Origin of the sequence: Ligilactobacillus hayakitensis DSM 18933 = JCM 14209 (assembly GCF_000615845.1) — a bacterium.
Taxonomy (GTDB): Bacteria; Bacillota; Bacilli; order Lactobacillales; family Lactobacillaceae; genus Ligilactobacillus; species Ligilactobacillus hayakitensis.
Genome location: NZ_BAML01000003.1, coordinates 29074 through 43979, shown reverse-complemented (window position 1 = coordinate 43979; position 14906 = coordinate 29074). Strand labels below are relative to the sequence as shown.

Annotated in this window: 18 protein-coding genes; 17 read left to right on the top strand and 1 reads right to left on the bottom strand. The window is 32.0% G+C overall.

Features of this window, described 5'->3' with window-relative positions; all coding sequences use genetic code 11:
• Window positions 1–31 precede the first annotated feature (31 nt).
• From JCM14209_RS01310 to JCM14209_RS01280, 7 genes are all read left to right on the top strand, one after another.
• Window positions 32–2269, top strand: a complete 2238-nt coding sequence (locus tag JCM14209_RS01310; protein WP_025021839.1) for an SEC10/PgrA surface exclusion domain-containing protein — start codon at window positions 32–34, stop codon at window positions 2267–2269.
• Window positions 2270–2286: 17 nt separating this feature from the next.
• A complete protein-coding gene (locus tag JCM14209_RS01305) occupies window positions 2287–2931 on the top strand; it encodes a hypothetical protein (protein WP_025021838.1) in 645 nt (214 codons plus the stop codon).
• 126 nt (window positions 2932–3057) lie between these two features.
• On the top strand, window positions 3058–3207 hold the full coding sequence (gene rpmG, locus JCM14209_RS01300) for a 50S ribosomal protein L33 (protein ID WP_025021837.1): 150 nt from the start codon (window positions 3058–3060) through the stop codon (window positions 3205–3207).
• Between the two features lie 103 nt (window positions 3208–3310).
• On the top strand, window positions 3311–3982 hold the full coding sequence (locus JCM14209_RS01295; RefSeq protein WP_025021836.1) for a rhomboid family intramembrane serine protease: 672 nt from the start codon (window positions 3311–3313) through the stop codon (window positions 3980–3982).
• A 38-nt stretch (window positions 3983–4020) separates the two neighbouring features.
• Window positions 4021–4251: a YqgQ family protein gene (locus JCM14209_RS01290; RefSeq protein WP_025021835.1), complete on the top strand. Its 231-nt coding sequence runs from the start codon at window positions 4021–4023 to the stop codon at window positions 4249–4251.
• Between the two features lie 2 nt (window positions 4252–4253).
• A complete protein-coding gene (locus JCM14209_RS01285; RefSeq protein ID WP_025021834.1) occupies window positions 4254–5216 on the top strand; it encodes an ROK family glucokinase in 963 nt (320 codons plus the stop codon).
• A 25-nt stretch (window positions 5217–5241) separates the two neighbouring features.
• A complete protein-coding gene (locus JCM14209_RS01280; RefSeq protein ID WP_025021833.1) occupies window positions 5242–5652 on the top strand; it encodes a rhodanese-like domain-containing protein in 411 nt (136 codons plus the stop codon).
• 55 nt (window positions 5653–5707) lie between these two features.
• On the opposite strand, the gene JCM14209_RS09815 is transcribed toward JCM14209_RS01280, so the two are convergent.
• Window positions 5708–5884, bottom strand: a complete 177-nt coding sequence (locus JCM14209_RS09815; RefSeq protein WP_081774032.1) for a DUF3042 family protein — start codon at window positions 5882–5884, stop codon at window positions 5708–5710.
• Between the two features lie 127 nt (window positions 5885–6011).
• Between JCM14209_RS09815 and miaA the strand changes: the two genes are divergently transcribed.
• The 10 genes from miaA to rseP all read left to right on the top strand — a co-directional run bounded on the left by miaA (window position 6012) and on the right by rseP (window position 14896).
• Window positions 6012–6944, top strand: a complete 933-nt coding sequence (gene miaA / locus JCM14209_RS01270; RefSeq protein ID WP_025021832.1) for a tRNA (adenosine(37)-N6)-dimethylallyltransferase MiaA — start codon at window positions 6012–6014, stop codon at window positions 6942–6944.
• A complete protein-coding gene (locus JCM14209_RS01265) occupies window positions 6944–8230 on the top strand; it encodes a methionine gamma-lyase family protein (protein ID WP_025021831.1) in 1287 nt (428 codons plus the stop codon). The genes miaA and JCM14209_RS01265 overlap by 1 nt, the downstream gene beginning before the upstream one ends.
• A 66-nt stretch (window positions 8231–8296) precedes the next feature.
• On the top strand, window positions 8297–8677 hold the full coding sequence (locus JCM14209_RS01260) for a MerR family transcriptional regulator (RefSeq protein ID WP_025021830.1): 381 nt from the start codon (window positions 8297–8299) through the stop codon (window positions 8675–8677).
• Window positions 8678–8702: 25 nt separating this feature from the next.
• Window positions 8703–10046: a type I glutamate--ammonia ligase gene (gene glnA, locus JCM14209_RS01255; RefSeq protein ID WP_025021829.1), complete on the top strand. Its 1344-nt coding sequence runs from the start codon at window positions 8703–8705 to the stop codon at window positions 10044–10046.
• Window positions 10047–10189: 143 nt separating this feature from the next.
• Complete coding sequence (locus tag JCM14209_RS01250) at window positions 10190–10567, top strand: DUF956 family protein (protein ID WP_025021828.1); 378 nt, start codon at window positions 10190–10192, stop codon at window positions 10565–10567.
• 105 nt (window positions 10568–10672) lie between these two features.
• The gene (pyrH, locus tag JCM14209_RS01245) at window positions 10673–11395 is read left to right on the top strand and encodes a UMP kinase (RefSeq protein WP_025021827.1); all 723 of its coding nucleotides are present in this window, start codon (window positions 10673–10675) and stop codon (window positions 11393–11395) included.
• A 2-nt stretch (window positions 11396–11397) separates the two neighbouring features.
• Window positions 11398–11961: a ribosome recycling factor gene (gene frr / locus JCM14209_RS01240; protein WP_025021826.1), complete on the top strand. Its 564-nt coding sequence runs from the start codon at window positions 11398–11400 to the stop codon at window positions 11959–11961.
• 87 nt (window positions 11962–12048) lie between these two features.
• Window positions 12049–12831 (top strand): undecaprenyl pyrophosphate synthase, encoded by a 783-nt coding sequence (gene uppS, locus JCM14209_RS01235; RefSeq protein WP_025021825.1) that lies wholly within the window; start codon window positions 12049–12051, stop codon window positions 12829–12831.
• Window positions 12828–13604, top strand: a complete 777-nt coding sequence (locus JCM14209_RS01230) for a phosphatidate cytidylyltransferase (protein ID WP_025021824.1) — start codon at window positions 12828–12830, stop codon at window positions 13602–13604. The genes uppS and JCM14209_RS01230 overlap by 4 nt, the downstream gene beginning before the upstream one ends.
• Window positions 13605–13618: 14 nt before the next feature.
• Window positions 13619–14896, top strand: a complete 1278-nt coding sequence (gene rseP / locus JCM14209_RS01225) for an RIP metalloprotease RseP (RefSeq protein ID WP_025021823.1) — start codon at window positions 13619–13621, stop codon at window positions 14894–14896.
• Window positions 14897–14906: the final 10 nt, after the last annotated feature.

Below are 14906 nucleotides of genomic sequence, written 5' to 3'. Positions count from 1 at the left end.
AGTTTGCTGAGAAGAAAGAGGCGGGTGCGAAATGGACATTGAACGAATTAAAAAAGATATGGCAGACGCACATAAAGAAGTTCAACAAGCTGAAAAGAAAATAACTGATATTAAGAATATAATCGAAAACAATCAAAATAAGTTAAATGAAAATGTTGAAAAAGTAAGTAAATTAAAACGAGATTTAGATGAAAAATTAGATACTCAATTAAAATATCAAGAAAAATTAGATTTTTATCAAAAAATTAAGGATGAAAGTGAAAACTTTAATAAATCTCTAGTTGAAAAGGATATACGAGAAAAGAACGAAAAAATAAAATTATTAGAATTGAAGCAAGCACAAATAAATGAAAATTGGGATAAAGTACATGCTGAAACTATTGATATTCAAAATAAGTTAGAAATCGAACTTACTAATTTAAATAAAGCAACTGAGGTCCAAAAGAATACTAATGATAGTTCTAATATTATGAAACGGGAGCTTCAAAGAAACGAGAAGAGAGTCGATCGTTCAAAAAAAGCGCTTGATGATAGTGTGAATGAAATTGAAAAATTTGAAAATGAAATTAAACAATTAACGATTGATATTGCCGGTAAAAAGAAAAATATCAAAAATTATCGAAATAAAGAATCACAAAATGAAGAAGTAAATTCAGAAGCACTAACTGAGTTAGATCAACAACAAGAATTATTAAACAAATTAAAAGCTGATAGCAAAGAAATTGGACAGAAAATTAAAAATTTAAGCGAAAAATTAGAAGCTAATAGCGCTAAAATAGCCGCAATCCCAAGGATAAAATTACCAGAGAAATTTAATAAAGCTCTATTTAATAACTATACTCAAGGGAAAATAGATGGAAATGAAATGGGACAAATTACAACTGAGGGGCTACAGTTGAATTTATTTCAAGAATTTTTGGATAAGTCACAATTAAATTTTAACTTTGATGAAGTAGATTATAAGACCGAAATTGAAGATATCCAAGAAATAAAGGATCAAGTTGTTATTGAAATTTCTGCTTTTGCAGCAAGCTTGTTAAATAAAGTTAGAGAGGTATTTGAATTACCACAATTATCTGTGAATCCTGAATCAATTGAATTCACGAAAGAAGTAGTAAAGCGGTATAATCAAGATAATTGGCAATCCTTTAATAATGAAAAAAATGAAACTTCCGGAAAAGGACATGATATAGATGCGCTCTTTGAATTATGGAATTCTGAAAATTCTGCGTTTCGAAACTTTGACAGTAAAGAAGAAGTTATTGGAAATGGAGAGCCATACCTAGCGGATTTCAAAGATAAACTAACTCTTGCAGATTTAAAGTATGTAGTTTTTCAAAATATTATTAGTATGTTATTTGCAGATTCAGAAAATGAGATTGGAAAAGTTTTGACATTGTTAGGCTTTCCAAAGGACGAAGATTCTGAATATAGAAATCATTTATTGGGAGTTTCTATAGATAAGTATTTTACAATTCATTTTGAATTGGCTTATAGCGATAATCAAATTGAAGGAAGTTATCTTTTACCAGACTTTGGTTGTGAGAAACTAAACGAAGAAAAAGTTAATCTTAATAATAAAAAAGAACAGTTAGAAAATCGTTTAGAAATAAATCACCAAAAAATTAAAGACCAAGAACAAATTTTAGCTCAACTAGAAAAAAAGGCTGCCTTACTAAGCGTTGAAAAGATAAAAAATGATATTAGTAAGATGGATTCTAAAAAAAGTGAGTTGAAAAAACAACTAAAAAAAATGAAGCAACATTTGAGTGAACAAAAAGATGATTGGATAAACTTAAAAGGAAAAGTAACATTAGCTATAAGTAGATATGAAGCTAGTAAAGCAGCAATAACGGCCGCGGATATTGAATTAGATGCTAAAAATAATGAAGTGAATGTTTTAAAGAAGAAATTAGATCTTGCATTAGCTAATGAAAAGAAAGTTAATGAGAGTAAAGAATTGAATGTTTATTTACAAACTTCATTGAAAGCACAAATTCTAGAAGCAAACAAAGAATTAGAAGCAAATGCAAAAGTTGACGAAAAATTAATAGAAATTAATGAAATTTTGTTAAAAACTAATGGTCAAATTACAGATTTAACAGATGAGTATAATTTAGAAATCGTGAAAGTTAGTGAAATGGAATCGATATTAGACCAAAGCGTTCAACAAAAGAATAGCTTTGTTTTGGAATTGAATAATGCCAAAAAACGTATTTCAAATCTTGAAACAAAAATAGCTTTAATCGAGGCAGGATTTGAAGAATAAAGTAAAGGATAGGAATTATGAAAAGAACACAAGGTAAAATTAAAAAGAGAAAGAGAAATAAAAATAAAAAAGTAAAAACAAGAGTATTTAGTACTTTAGGAGTAATTTTAGGGATATTATTACTATTTTTGGGTTTATGGAATACAAGCTTTGTAAAACAACGTATGGCAGCTGCATTAGGTGGAGAAGCTTATCAACGAAAAGTCTATGCGCAACAAAAAGATTTAGCTAAATCAAAATATGGTGAAGAAAGTAGTTCTGATTCAGAAAAGAAAAAAATGGAAAAAAAGAAACCAAAAAAGAAAAAGACGCATAAGAAGAAAAAACCTAAAGCAGAATTATCTGAATTAAATTCAATAGAAATGAGTATTAGTAGTTCTTCGAGTGAACAAGTAGAAGCTGCTTCATCAAGTATGGATAATTCACAAGCTCAAAATCAAGCTCAAAATCAAGCTCAAAATCAAGTAAGTAAAATATCTAACAATAATTCAGGAAATAGCGGTATGAGTCAAAGAAGAAGCTCTACATCATTTACACCTCCTGCAAGGCTAGAAACACAACTAGCAGCTTCAACGTCTACTCAAAATCCAACGCCGCCTTCATCAGAAGTTAATCTTCAAGAGGAACTTGCAAAAAATATCGGTGCCGATGAGAATCAATAAATCGTCAAGCTTTTATACTTTACACTAAAAAGTACTGGAAATACGCTTTAAAAGATGATATCATATAGAAGTTAAGGTGTAGTACACATCTTTTTAGAATTTGAAACATGTTTGGAGGGATAAAACATGCGTGTAAATATTACTTTAGAATGTACAGAATGTCACGAACAAACATATCTTACAAGTAAGAACAAACGTAACAACCCTGATCGCATCGAATTAAAGAAGTATTGTCCTCGTGATCACAAAGTTACTGTTCACCGTGAAACTAAATAACAGCAGGTAAACTCCTGTTGTTTTTTTCTATTTTTATAACATAAATTATTTTATGTTATGAAAATAGATTTTTTTGTTTACAGACAAATTTGGAGATGATTTTGTGGAAAAATTAAAGTTCAAACCGACTGTTACAAATATTTTAATATCGATAAATATCATATTTTATATCTTAATGACATTAAGTGGTGGGTCGAACAATTCACGAGTATTATTGTTGTTTGGAGCGAAATTTAACCCCTTGATAGAACAGGGGCAAGTTTGGCGTTTAGTAATGCCAATTTTTCTTCATATTGGATTAGAACATTTAGTTTTAAATTGTGTTTCTATATATTTTTTAGGAAAACAATTAGAATGGTTGTTAGGTAAAAAACGTTTTTTAGCAATATATATTTTGAGTGGAATTGGTGGAAATCTGGCAAGTTATTATTTCAATCCCAATTCAATTTCTGCTGGGGCTAGTACATCAATCTTTGGATTGTTTGGTATCTATATCATGATGGGACTTGAATTTAAAAATCTACCTGAAATTAAGATATATGCACGACAAATTGCTTTATTAGTCCTACTTAATATAGGCTTTAGTTTTTTTGATGGTGGTGGAATAAATGTTGATACCTTTGGACATATCGGAGGACTTTTAGCAGGAATATTATTTGGATATGTATTAGGAATTCCTCGTTTAGGAAAAATAAAGGCTTTTAGAAGATATCTAGCCATAGTACTTGTTATTGTGTTGCTAATACTCAGTGTGAAAAAAGTTTTTACAATTTAAGTAAATTTAAGTATAATATTTTATTGAGGTGATAGACCATGAAAACGCTATATGACGTTCAACAACTATTAAAAAAATTTGGAATATATGTTTATGTTGGTAAAAGAATGTGGGATATCGAATTGATGGCTCTAGAACTTGATCATTTATACAAGGCTGGTGTGCTTGATAAAAAAAATTATGTGACAGCAAAATTAATTTTGTCACGGGAACATAATTTAGAAGAAAAGCGTGAAAAAAAGCCAGAAGAATTTTATTATGGAGGTTAATAATGAGTAAAAAATTAATCGGGGTTGACCTAGGTGGTACAACTATTAAGTTTGCTATTTTAACAGCTGAAGGAGAAATTCAACAAAAGTGGAGTGTTGAAACGAACGTATTAGATGAAGGTTCTCACATTGTTCCTGATATTATTGAATCAATTAACCATCATTTAGATTTATTTGGAATGACTCCAGATCAATTTATTGGTATTGGGATGGGAACTCCAGGGACTGTTGATATTGAAAACGGAACAGTTGAAGCAGCATTTAACTTAAACTGGAAAGAAAAACAAGAACTTAAAAAGCAAATTGAAGAAGGAACAGGCATGAAGTTTGCTGTTGATAATGATGCTAACGTTGCAGCATTAGGTGAACGTTGGAAAGGTGCCGGCGAAAACGATAATGAAGTAACATTTGTTACTTTAGGAACAGGTGTTGGTGGTGGTGTTATCACTAACGGTGAAATGGTACACGGTGCTGGTGCTGGTGGTGAAATTGGTCACGTGAATGTTGAACCAGGTGGTTTCTTATGTACTTGTGGAAATAAAGGGTGTCTTGAAACTTATGCATCAGCTACTGGGGTTGTACGTGTAGCACGTCATATGGCTGAAGAGTTTGCAGGTAATTCTGAATTAAAACAAATGTTAGATAATGGTGAAGAAATTAGTTCAAAACTTGTATTTGATCTTGCAAAAGCTGATGATGTATTAGCTAAACTCGTGGTTGATAAGGTTTGTTACTATTTAGGATTAGCATGTGCTAATATCGGAAGCTTGTTAAACCCATCATTTATCGTAATTGGTGGTGGTGTTTCTGCTGCTGGTTCATTCTTATTAGACCAAGTAGATGCATACTTTAAAAAATATGCTTTCCCTTCAGTTAAGAAGACAACTGTATTGAAGTTAGCTGAATTAGGAAATGATGCAGGTGTAATTGGTGCAGCATCTTTAGCACTTAAGTTTAATAACTAATTAATGAAATGTGGGGGGATACGTTATGTTAGCTAGTATTTCTGCATGGACTATAATTAATATTTTTTTAATTCTCATTATTGCTTATATTTTAGGAATGCAAATTTATCTATATCTTGTAGGTAAAAGAGTATCAAAAATTTTGACTAATGATGAATTTAAACAAGGAATGAGAAGTGCTCAAATAATTGATTTGCGTGAGGCGGATTCATTTAAAAATGGCCGCATTATGGGGGCAAGAAACATTCCATATAGTCAGTTATCAATTTTAAAATCTGGAATCAGAAAAGATATGCCAATTTATTTATATGAAAATGGGCGTACACTTGCAACACGTGCGGCAATTCAACTTCATAAATCTGGCTTTAAAGATATCTATGTTTTAAAAACAGGTTTTACAAATTGGGATGGCAAAATTAAGAAAAATAAGTATTAATTAAACAAAAAGAGGAGCATGGATTAAACCAGCTCCTTTTTTTATAGAAGTACTTTTAGCCTTGGTGTGCTGAACGGCTCTTACGAAGCGCACGACGACGGTGTTCTTCTAATTGAGCTTCTTTTTCTTCAATAGGATCAACAACAGTTTTCTTAAAAGCGAAAACTGATCCTGCAAGTGCACTAAGAGTTGTAAGTGTACCTAAGACAAAGCCTGCGCTAAATTTTTTCATAAACAATACCCTCCTTACTTGTTTATAACCTTATTATGAATTAATTTGACGAAAATATCCAGTTTTGCATTTATAAAAAATTCTAAAATGGTAAAATATAATAAGTTAGTACAGAGAGGATAGATAAATGACTAGAAAAATAATTCTAATTGTTGGACCAACAGCGGTTGGAAAAACAAAGCTATCAATCGAATTAGCACAAAAATTTGATGGAGAAATTATTTCTGGCGATTCGATGCAAGTATATCGTAATTTAGATATCGGTACTGCAAAAGTAACGACAGGCGAAATGAAAGGAATACCGCATCATTTAATAGATATACGCGATATTGATGAACAGTATACAGCAGCGGATTTTATAGCTGAAGCAAAAAGTAAAATTGAAGAAATTTCTAATCGCGGTAAAATGCCAGTAATTGCTGGTGGAACAGGTTTTTATTTACAAGTTTTGTTAGACAATTTTAAATTGGGATCAGATGATAACACAATTGAAAATAAAGACGATATTCGAAATGAATTACAAGGATATTTAGAAAAAAATGGTTCAAAAAAATTATGGGAGAGATTAGAAAAAATTGATCCTGTGGCGGCATCAAAAATTCCAATTGGAAATAGTCGAAGAGTAATTAGAGCACTAGAAGTATATTATCGGACGGGAAAGTTATTTTCAGAACAAAATGATCAAAAAACTTCGGAGTTTGATCCGTTAATTATCGGTTTAACCACTGATAGAGCGCTATTGTATGAACGTATTAATCAAAGAGTCGATATTATGATAGAAAATGGATTATTAGATGAAGCTAAGTATCTTTTTGAAAAAGGGAATATGGAGCTATCAGCTGCCAAAGGAATAGGATATAAAGAATTTTACGAATATTTCGAAGGAAAAATTTCTTTAGATGATGCTATTGCACTAGTGAAAAGAAATTCGCGAAGGTATGCTAAAAGACAATTAACATGGTTTAGAAATAAAATGGATGTTAATTGGTTTGATATAATTCAAAATCCAGAAGAAATTCAAATAATCAATGCTAAAGTAAAAAAATGGAGGGAAAAATAATGACAAGTTGGATGAAGGGATTACCTGAAGATTTACAAGCAAAAGTAAAAAAGGTAGACAAAAAAATTAGTGAAAAATTATCTGAAATTGATGAAATAGTATTACATAATCAACAACGTGTATTACAAATTTTTAGAGAAAATCGTGTTGCCGAAGAAGATTTAGTTGGTTCAACAGGATACGGTTATGATGATATTGGACGTGATAAGTTAGATAAAATATTTGCTGATTATTTTAAAACAGAAGATGCAATGGTTAAACCACAGTTAACTTCCGGTACACATGCCATTTCAACTGCTTTTTTTGGTGTATTACGCCCAGGAGATTCACTACATTATTTAACAGGAATGCCATATGATACAATTCAAGAAGTAATCGGTGTTGCCGGTGATAACCCCGGAACTTTTAAAGAATATAATATTGGTTTTTCATATACTCCACTATTAGAAAATGGAAAAGTAGATTATCAAACGGCCGAAAAGAACTTAAAAGAAGATAAATCTATTAAAATGGTAGCAATTCAACGTTCTCGTGGTTATTCAAGTAGAGATAGCTTTGTTGTAGCCGAAGTTGCGGAGATGGTTAAATTTGTCAAAAAGCATGCACCTAATGCTGTTATATTTATAGATAATTGTTATGGAGAATTTACTGAAGTTGACGAACCAACATTTTATGGTGCTGATTTGATGGCTGGATCAATGTATAAAAATGCTGGTGGTGGAATTGCAAAGACTGGTGCATTTTTAGTTGGAAGTAAAGATTTAATTGAAAAATGTGGTTCTCGCTTAATTGTTCCTGGAGCAGGAAAATATGAAGGTGCAACATATCCATTTATGCGTGATTTTTATGAAGGTTTCTTCCTTGCTCCTAATGTTACTGGAGAAGCGGTTAAAGGTTCTATTTTTACTGCAGCGCTGTTAGAAGAAATGGGGATGGAAGTTTCACCTAAATGGGATGCCCAAAGAACCGATTTAGTGCAAACTGTTACATTTGGCAAACCAGAACCAATGATTGCGTTTTGTGCGGCTATTCAACATAATTCTCCATTAAATGCCTTTGTTGATCCTGTTCCAAGTCATATGGACGGATATGAAGATGAAATTATTATGGCTTCAGGTAGTTTTACTGAAGGTTCAACAATTGAATTGTCTAGTGATGGTCCGTTGCGTGCACCATATTCATTATATATTCAAGGTGGTTTGAATTATGCCCATGTAAAAATTGCAATTACAAAGGCTGTTTTAGAGGCGTTTTATAAGCAATTAAATCGATGTAACAAAAAGTGACATGAAGTATTGACAATTGATGCTGCAATTGTTATGATAAACCCGTAATGAAAGGAGGTTGTTTAAATGAGAGAAAAAGAACTTAGAAGAACACTATCCGTGTTACCAATTGGAACCGTTATGAAATTAACTGATTTATCTGCTCGACAAATTCGGTATTATGAAGAACAAAAATTAGTGATTCCTAAAAGGAATGAAGGGAACCGCAGAATGTATTCTTTAAATGATATTGATAAGCTGTTGGAAGTGAAGGATTATTTAAATGAAGGCATTAATATGGCTGGAATTAAGAAGATTTATGCACAACAAGCAAGAAAAAACGATGAAAATAAAGTGAATACTTTATCAGATGCAGAAGTAAGAAAGTTATTACGTGATGAGTTTGTATCTGTTGGTGGCTTTGGAAAAAGTTCAGATTTTTCTTTCAAAAACAACCGGAATCTATAATTTGTAAATTTAAGGGGCAAGGAAAATGGCAAAATTCGATTATACTAAAGACGAAATCCGTCAAATCGCTAAAAAAGAAAACGTTAAGTTTTTAAGATTAATGTTCACTGACTTATATGGAACAATTAAAAATGTTGAGGTTCCAATTAGTCAATTGGATAAAGTTTTAGATAATAAAATGATGTTTGATGGTTCATCAATTGATGGATTTGTAAGAATCGAAGAAAGTGATATGTGGTTATACCCTGATTTATCAACATGGATGATTTTTCCATGGGGTGGAGAACATGGGAAAGTTGCGCGTTTAATCTGTGAAGTTTATAACGCAGATCGTACTCCATTTATGGGGGACCCACGTAACAACCTTATTCGTATTTTAGATGAAATGAAGGAAATGGGATTTAGTAACTTTAATATTGGACCAGAACCAGAATTCTTCTTATTTAAATTAGATTCTGAAACTGGACGTCCAACAACTCATCTAAATGATAAAGGAAGCTATTTTGACTTAGCTCCAGTTGATTTGGGAGAAAATTGTCGACGTGATATTGTTTTGGAACTAGAAAACATGGGATTTGACGTTGAGGCATCACACCATGAAGTAGCTCCAGGACAACATGAAGTAGATTTCAAATATGCGGATGCGTTACATGCTTGTGACAATATCCAAACATTTAAGTTAGTGGTGAAAACTGTTGCTCGAAAGTATGGTTTACATGCTACATTTATGCCAAAGCCATTAGATCGTATTAATGGTTCAGGAATGCATTTGAACATGTCACTCTTTAATAAAGATGGTAATGCATTTTTTGATGAAAATGCAGATGAACAACTTTCAAAAGAAGCTCGTTGGTTCTTAGGTGGAGTGCTTAAACATGCAAGAAACTTTACTGCAATTATGAATCCTACGGTTAACTCATATAAGCGTTTGGTTCCAGGATATGAAGCACCAGTTTATGTTGCGTGGTCTGGTCACAACCGTTCACCATTAGTACGTGTTCCGATTGCTCGTGGTAATTCAACTCGCTTAGAATTACGTTCTGTTGATCCAACAGCTAATCCATATTTAGCTGTTGCTGCATTATTGGAAGCAGGATTAGACGGGTTACGTAACAAAATTGAACCTGTTGCTCCTGTTGATCGTAATATTTACACAATGGACGAAGAAGAACGTGCTAAAAATAACATTGAAGATTTGCCTTCAACATTGCATAATGCCTTGAAAGCAATGAAATCAGATGAAGTAATTAAACATGCTTTAGGACAACACTTGTATCAAAGTTTCTTAGAAGGTAAGCGTTTGGAATGGGATGCATATCGTCAAGAAGTTACCGAGTGGGAACGTGAACAATATTTAGAAATGTATTAATTTTTGAAGCTAGAAAAGATTATTTATTACCTGTAATTTTTAGGAAATAGATAAATATTTTCTAGCTTTTTATGTGTCAAGCGATTGTTTCGATAAAAAAATGTTATAATATAATAAAATTTAACAGCAAAGGAGTACTGTAAATGGTTGAATCACTAAATAGTAAAGTTGAATTAGTTACAAAAGCAACTTCGTATTTTCGAATGGCAGAATATGGCAAAATAATGCTTGGAGATAAGGGATTTGAATTTTATAACGAAAAGGATGTTAATAAATTTATTCAAATTCCATGGGAAGAAATTGACATAGTTATTGCATCGGTCATGTTTAGAGGAAAGTGGATACCAAGATTTGCCGTGAGAACAAAAAATTCGGGAACATATACATTCTCAAGTCAAAATACGAAGAAAACTTTACGGGTAATTCGTGATCATTTATCTAATGAACAGGTTGTACGTTCACTTAGTTTTTTCCAAGTGCTAACACGTAATGTCAAAAATATTTTTAATCATTCCAAATAGTTAAAATTTTTATCATACAATCTTATCTATATTTATGGTAAAATATTGAATTAGAGAAGAAATAAAGAGAAGAAATAAAAATACAAAACTAGGAGGAAAAATTACATGTCTAATGTAAAATACAAGCGAGTATTATTAAAGTTAAGTGGAGAAGCGCTCGCAGGTGATCAAGGACAAGGAATTAACCCACCTGAAATTCATGAAGTTGCTAAAGATATTAAACAAGTTTATGAATTAGGAGTTCAAATTGCTATCGTTGTTGGTGGCGGTAATATGTGGCGTGGAGAAGCTGGCGCAAAAATTGGAATGGAAAGAGCTCAAGCTGATTATATCGGAATGTTAGGGACAGTTATGAATGCTTTAGCATTACAAGATGCATTGGAAGCTGTTGGTGTTCCAACTCGAGTGCAAACTTCAATTGAAATGCGTCAAATTGCCGAACCATATATTCGTAGAAAGGCTATCCGTCACTTAGAAAAAAATCGAATTGTTATTTTTGCTGCTGGTACGGGTTCTCCTTACTTCTCAACAGATACTACAGCTGCATTAAGAGCATCAGAAATTAATGCTGAAGTAATCTTAATGGCTAAAAACGGCGTGGATGGTATCTACGACTCAGATCCAAACAAAAATCCAGATGCAAAGAAATATTCTAAGCTTACACACATGGATATTATACAAAAGGGCTTACGAGTTATGGATTCAACTGCATCAACATTATCAATGGATAATGATATTGATTTAGTAGTATTTAACATGAATGAACATGGAAATATTAAGAAAGTTGTTGAAGGCCAAGAAATTGGTACTACAGTGGAAGGAAAATAATAATGAAAATTACAAATCCAACTATTTTAGAAGCACAAGAAAAGATGACAAAAGCAGAACAAGCATTACAACGTGAATTAGGTAATATTCGTGCCGGACGTGCAAATGCAAGTTTGTTAAACCGTATTACGGTTGAATATTATGGGGCACCAACTCCATTAAATCAAATGGCACAAATTTCAGTTCCTGAAGCACGTGTGTTAATGGTTACACCATACGATAAGACATCATTAAATGATATTGAACACGCCTTAATGGCTTCAGATTTAGGAATTGCTCCAATGAACGATGGATCTGCAATTCGTCTTGTGATTCCTCAATTAACTGAAGAACGTCGTAAAGAACTTGCTAAACAAGTTAAGTCTGTTTCAGAAAATGGAAAGATTGCCGTTCGTAATGTTCGTCGCGATATGATGGATTCTTTAAAGAAAGCACAAAAAAATGGTGATCTTACAGAGGATGAATTAAGAGATTTAGAAGATCAAGCACAAAAAGTAACAGATGCTTCAATTAAAAATATTGATGCTATTACAGCTGAAAAAGAAAAAGAAGTTCTAGAAGGATAGATCCGATTTAATTGAATATTCAATGAATAGGGTAAAGCTTGTAAACTTTACCCTATTTAAATTATATAGTTATTTTGAGGTGTTAAGATGTTTAAATTTTTTATAAAGAATTCTGAAGCCGGACAACGAGAAATTAATTTAGACGAAAATAAAATTCCAAAGCATATTGCAATAATAATGGACGGAAATGGTAGATGGGCGCAAAAAAGACACTTACCACGAGTCGCTGGCCATAAACAAGGAATGGAAAACGTTAAACAAATTACTAAAGCCGCAAGTAAAATGGGTGTTAAAGTTCTAACTTTGTATGCTTTTTCAACTGAAAATTGGAAACGACCAGAAAAAGAAGTATCATTTTTAATGGATTTACCAATTAAATTTTTTGATAAATTTGTTCCAGAATTAATTGAAAATAATATTCGTATTAATGTAATGGGATATATCGATCAATTACCTGAAAAAACACGAGAAGCTGTCAATGATGCAGTTTCTCAAACCGCTAATTGTACAGGGATGGTATTAAATTTTGCTTTGAATTACGGTGGTCGTGCGGAGATAGTTACTGCAGTTTCTAAGATTGCTGAATCTGTAAAAAATGGAATTATCGACGTAGAAGATATTAATGAAAAAATTATCAATGAAGCAATGATGACACAAACATTAACCCCATATAATGATCCTGAATTAGTAATTCGTACGAGTGGAGAAGAAAGAATTTCAAATTTTCTTTTATGGCAAATTGCATACAGTGAATTAGTTTTTACTGATACTCTTTGGCCTGATTATAGTGAAGAAAATCTGGTAAATGATATCTTTGCTTTTCAAAGTCGTAATCGCCGATTTGGTGGTTTGAAGGAGGAAGAAGAATGAAGCAACGTGTAATTACAGCGATAATTGCATTACTAATTTTTGTACCTTTATTGTATTTGGGTGGTACACCTTTTAATCTTTTAGTTATGGCAATGGGACTAGTTGCGATGACAGAGTTATTATCAATGAAGAAAATTTATTTAGTAGCTCCTGAAGCAATTGTAAGTTATTTGGCTATTGCGTGTTTATTAATCCCAAGTGCCTGGTTTAATGGAATCTTTTATAATGGATTTTATTTCTTTGTACTTGTTTTGTTAGCTTTTACAGTATTTAGTAAAAATCGGTTTAATTTTGATGATGCAGGTGCATTAATTTTAGGATCTATCTACGCTGGGTTAGGTTTTCATTATATGATGGAAGCAAGACATGTAGGATTTATGATGATTCTATATGCATTCTTAATTACTTGGATTACAGATAGTGGGGCATATTTGTTTGGTCGAAAATTTGGTAAACATAAATTAGCGCCTAATGTAAGCCCTAATAAAACATGGGAGGGTTCAATTGGAGGAACTCTTAGTGCTGTTGTAATTGTAGGAATTTACGTATTTTATAATCAAACATTATTCAACTATTCTATGATTGAAATGTTAGGATTAACACTATTATTTTCAATTGGAGCACAATTTGGTGATTTAATTGAATCGGCATTTAAACGTTACTACGAAGTTAAAGATTCAGGTAAAATTTTACCAGGTCACGGTGGTATTTTAGACCGATTTGATTCAATTTTATTAGTCTTACCATTGATGCATTTTGCGGGTTTAATTTAAAAGGGTGATGACAAATGATTAAAACTATAATTGCATTTATAATTGTATTTGGAACTATAGTGTTTGTTCATGAATTTGGGCATTATTTTTTTGCTAAAAGAGCTAACGTTTTAGTACGTGAATTTTCTATTGGAATGGGGCCAAAAATTTTTTGGACCCATAAAAACGGAACAACATATACAATACGTTTATTGCCAATCGGCGGTTATGTACGGATGGCAGGACTTGAAGAAGATGATGATACTTTTCGTAAAGGTATGATTATTAATTTAGTTCTAGATAAGAATGGAAAAGTAATCAAAATTAATACTAGCTCAAAAAAAGGACTAGTAACCGGAATTCCAGTGCAAGTTTCAGATTGGGATTTAGAAAGGGAGCTTTGGATTGAAGGCTTAGAAAATGGAGACGAAAATCTAATAAAAAGATACAATGTCTCACATGATGCTATGATTATTGAAGAAGATGGAACTGAAGTACAAATTGCGCCAATTGATGTTCAATTTCAATCTGCAAAACTACTTAATCGATTAATGATTAATTTTGCAGGTCCTATGAATAATTTTATTTTGGCGGTAGTTACATTTATTATTTTAGCTTTTGTACAAGGTGGGGCTCCAGTTTCAAATAATCAAATTGGAAAGGTTATGCCAAATTCCGTTGCACAAAAAGCTGGAATTCAAAGTAATGATAAAATAATAGCAATTAATAACTATAAGACTAAGACGTGGGAAGATTTATCAGAACAGATTAGTAAGTACCCAGGTAAAAAAATTACCGTAAAAATCAAACGAGATAATAAAATATTCACTAAAAATCTTGTTCCAGCAACTCATAAACAAAATAGAGAAAAAACTGGAGTAATTGGGATTCAAATGCAGCCAAAATACGATAAGCATCTAGGCAAGATGTTAATTTATGGATTCACACAAACAATTGCATTAAGTGTCGCTATTATTTCGGCAATTGCTGGAATGTTTACTAACGGGTTTAGCTTGAATGATTTGGGTGGCCCTGTTGCGATGTATTCGATGACCAGTGAAGCTGCATCATATGGTGCTACTCAGGTTATCGGTTTATTAGCGGCCTTATCGATTAACTTAGGGATTGTTAATTTACTTCCAATTCCTGCGTTAGATGGAGGAAAGATTCTTCTTAATATTATTGAGGGAATTCGTAAAAAGCCTCTTGATTCAGAGAAAGAAAATTGGATTACGTTAATCGGTGTAGGATTTTTATTATTATTGATGATTTTAGTAACGTGGAATGATATTCAACGTTATTTTTTACATTAGTGTAGTTATG

Excerpts from the sequence above, each read along its gene's own strand:
- JCM14209_RS01310 (WP_025021839.1), top strand. The coding sequence starts at position 32 with ATGGACATTGAACGAATTAAAAAAGATATGGCAGACGCACATAAAGAA.
- JCM14209_RS01305 (WP_025021838.1), top strand. The coding sequence starts at position 2,287 with ATGAAAAGAACACAAGGTAAAATTAAAAAGAGAAAGAGAAATAAAAAT.
- rpmG (WP_025021837.1), top strand. The coding sequence starts at position 3,058 with ATGCGTGTAAATATTACTTTAGAATGTACAGAATGTCACGAACAAACA.
- JCM14209_RS01290 (WP_025021835.1), top strand. The coding sequence starts at position 4,021 with ATGAAAACGCTATATGACGTTCAACAACTATTAAAAAAATTTGGAATA.
- JCM14209_RS01285 (WP_025021834.1), top strand. The coding sequence starts at position 4,254 with ATGAGTAAAAAATTAATCGGGGTTGACCTAGGTGGTACAACTATTAAG.
- JCM14209_RS01280 (WP_025021833.1), top strand. The coding sequence starts at position 5,242 with ATGTTAGCTAGTATTTCTGCATGGACTATAATTAATATTTTTTTAATT.
- JCM14209_RS09815 (WP_081774032.1), bottom strand. The coding sequence starts at position 5,884 with ATGAAAAAATTTAGCGCAGGCTTTGTCTTAGGTACACTTACAACTCTT.
- miaA (WP_025021832.1), top strand. The coding sequence starts at position 6,012 with ATGACTAGAAAAATAATTCTAATTGTTGGACCAACAGCGGTTGGAAAA.
- JCM14209_RS01265 (WP_025021831.1), top strand. The coding sequence starts at position 6,944 with ATGACAAGTTGGATGAAGGGATTACCTGAAGATTTACAAGCAAAAGTA.
- JCM14209_RS01260 (WP_025021830.1), top strand. The coding sequence starts at position 8,297 with ATGAGAGAAAAAGAACTTAGAAGAACACTATCCGTGTTACCAATTGGA.
- glnA (WP_025021829.1), top strand. The coding sequence starts at position 8,703 with ATGGCAAAATTCGATTATACTAAAGACGAAATCCGTCAAATCGCTAAA.
- JCM14209_RS01250 (WP_025021828.1), top strand. The coding sequence starts at position 10,190 with ATGGTTGAATCACTAAATAGTAAAGTTGAATTAGTTACAAAAGCAACT.
- pyrH (WP_025021827.1), top strand. The coding sequence starts at position 10,673 with ATGTCTAATGTAAAATACAAGCGAGTATTATTAAAGTTAAGTGGAGAA.
- frr (WP_025021826.1), top strand. The coding sequence starts at position 11,398 with ATGAAAATTACAAATCCAACTATTTTAGAAGCACAAGAAAAGATGACA.
- uppS (WP_025021825.1), top strand. The coding sequence starts at position 12,049 with ATGTTTAAATTTTTTATAAAGAATTCTGAAGCCGGACAACGAGAAATT.
- JCM14209_RS01230 (WP_025021824.1), top strand. The coding sequence starts at position 12,828 with ATGAAGCAACGTGTAATTACAGCGATAATTGCATTACTAATTTTTGTA.
- rseP (WP_025021823.1), top strand. The coding sequence starts at position 13,619 with ATGATTAAAACTATAATTGCATTTATAATTGTATTTGGAACTATAGTG.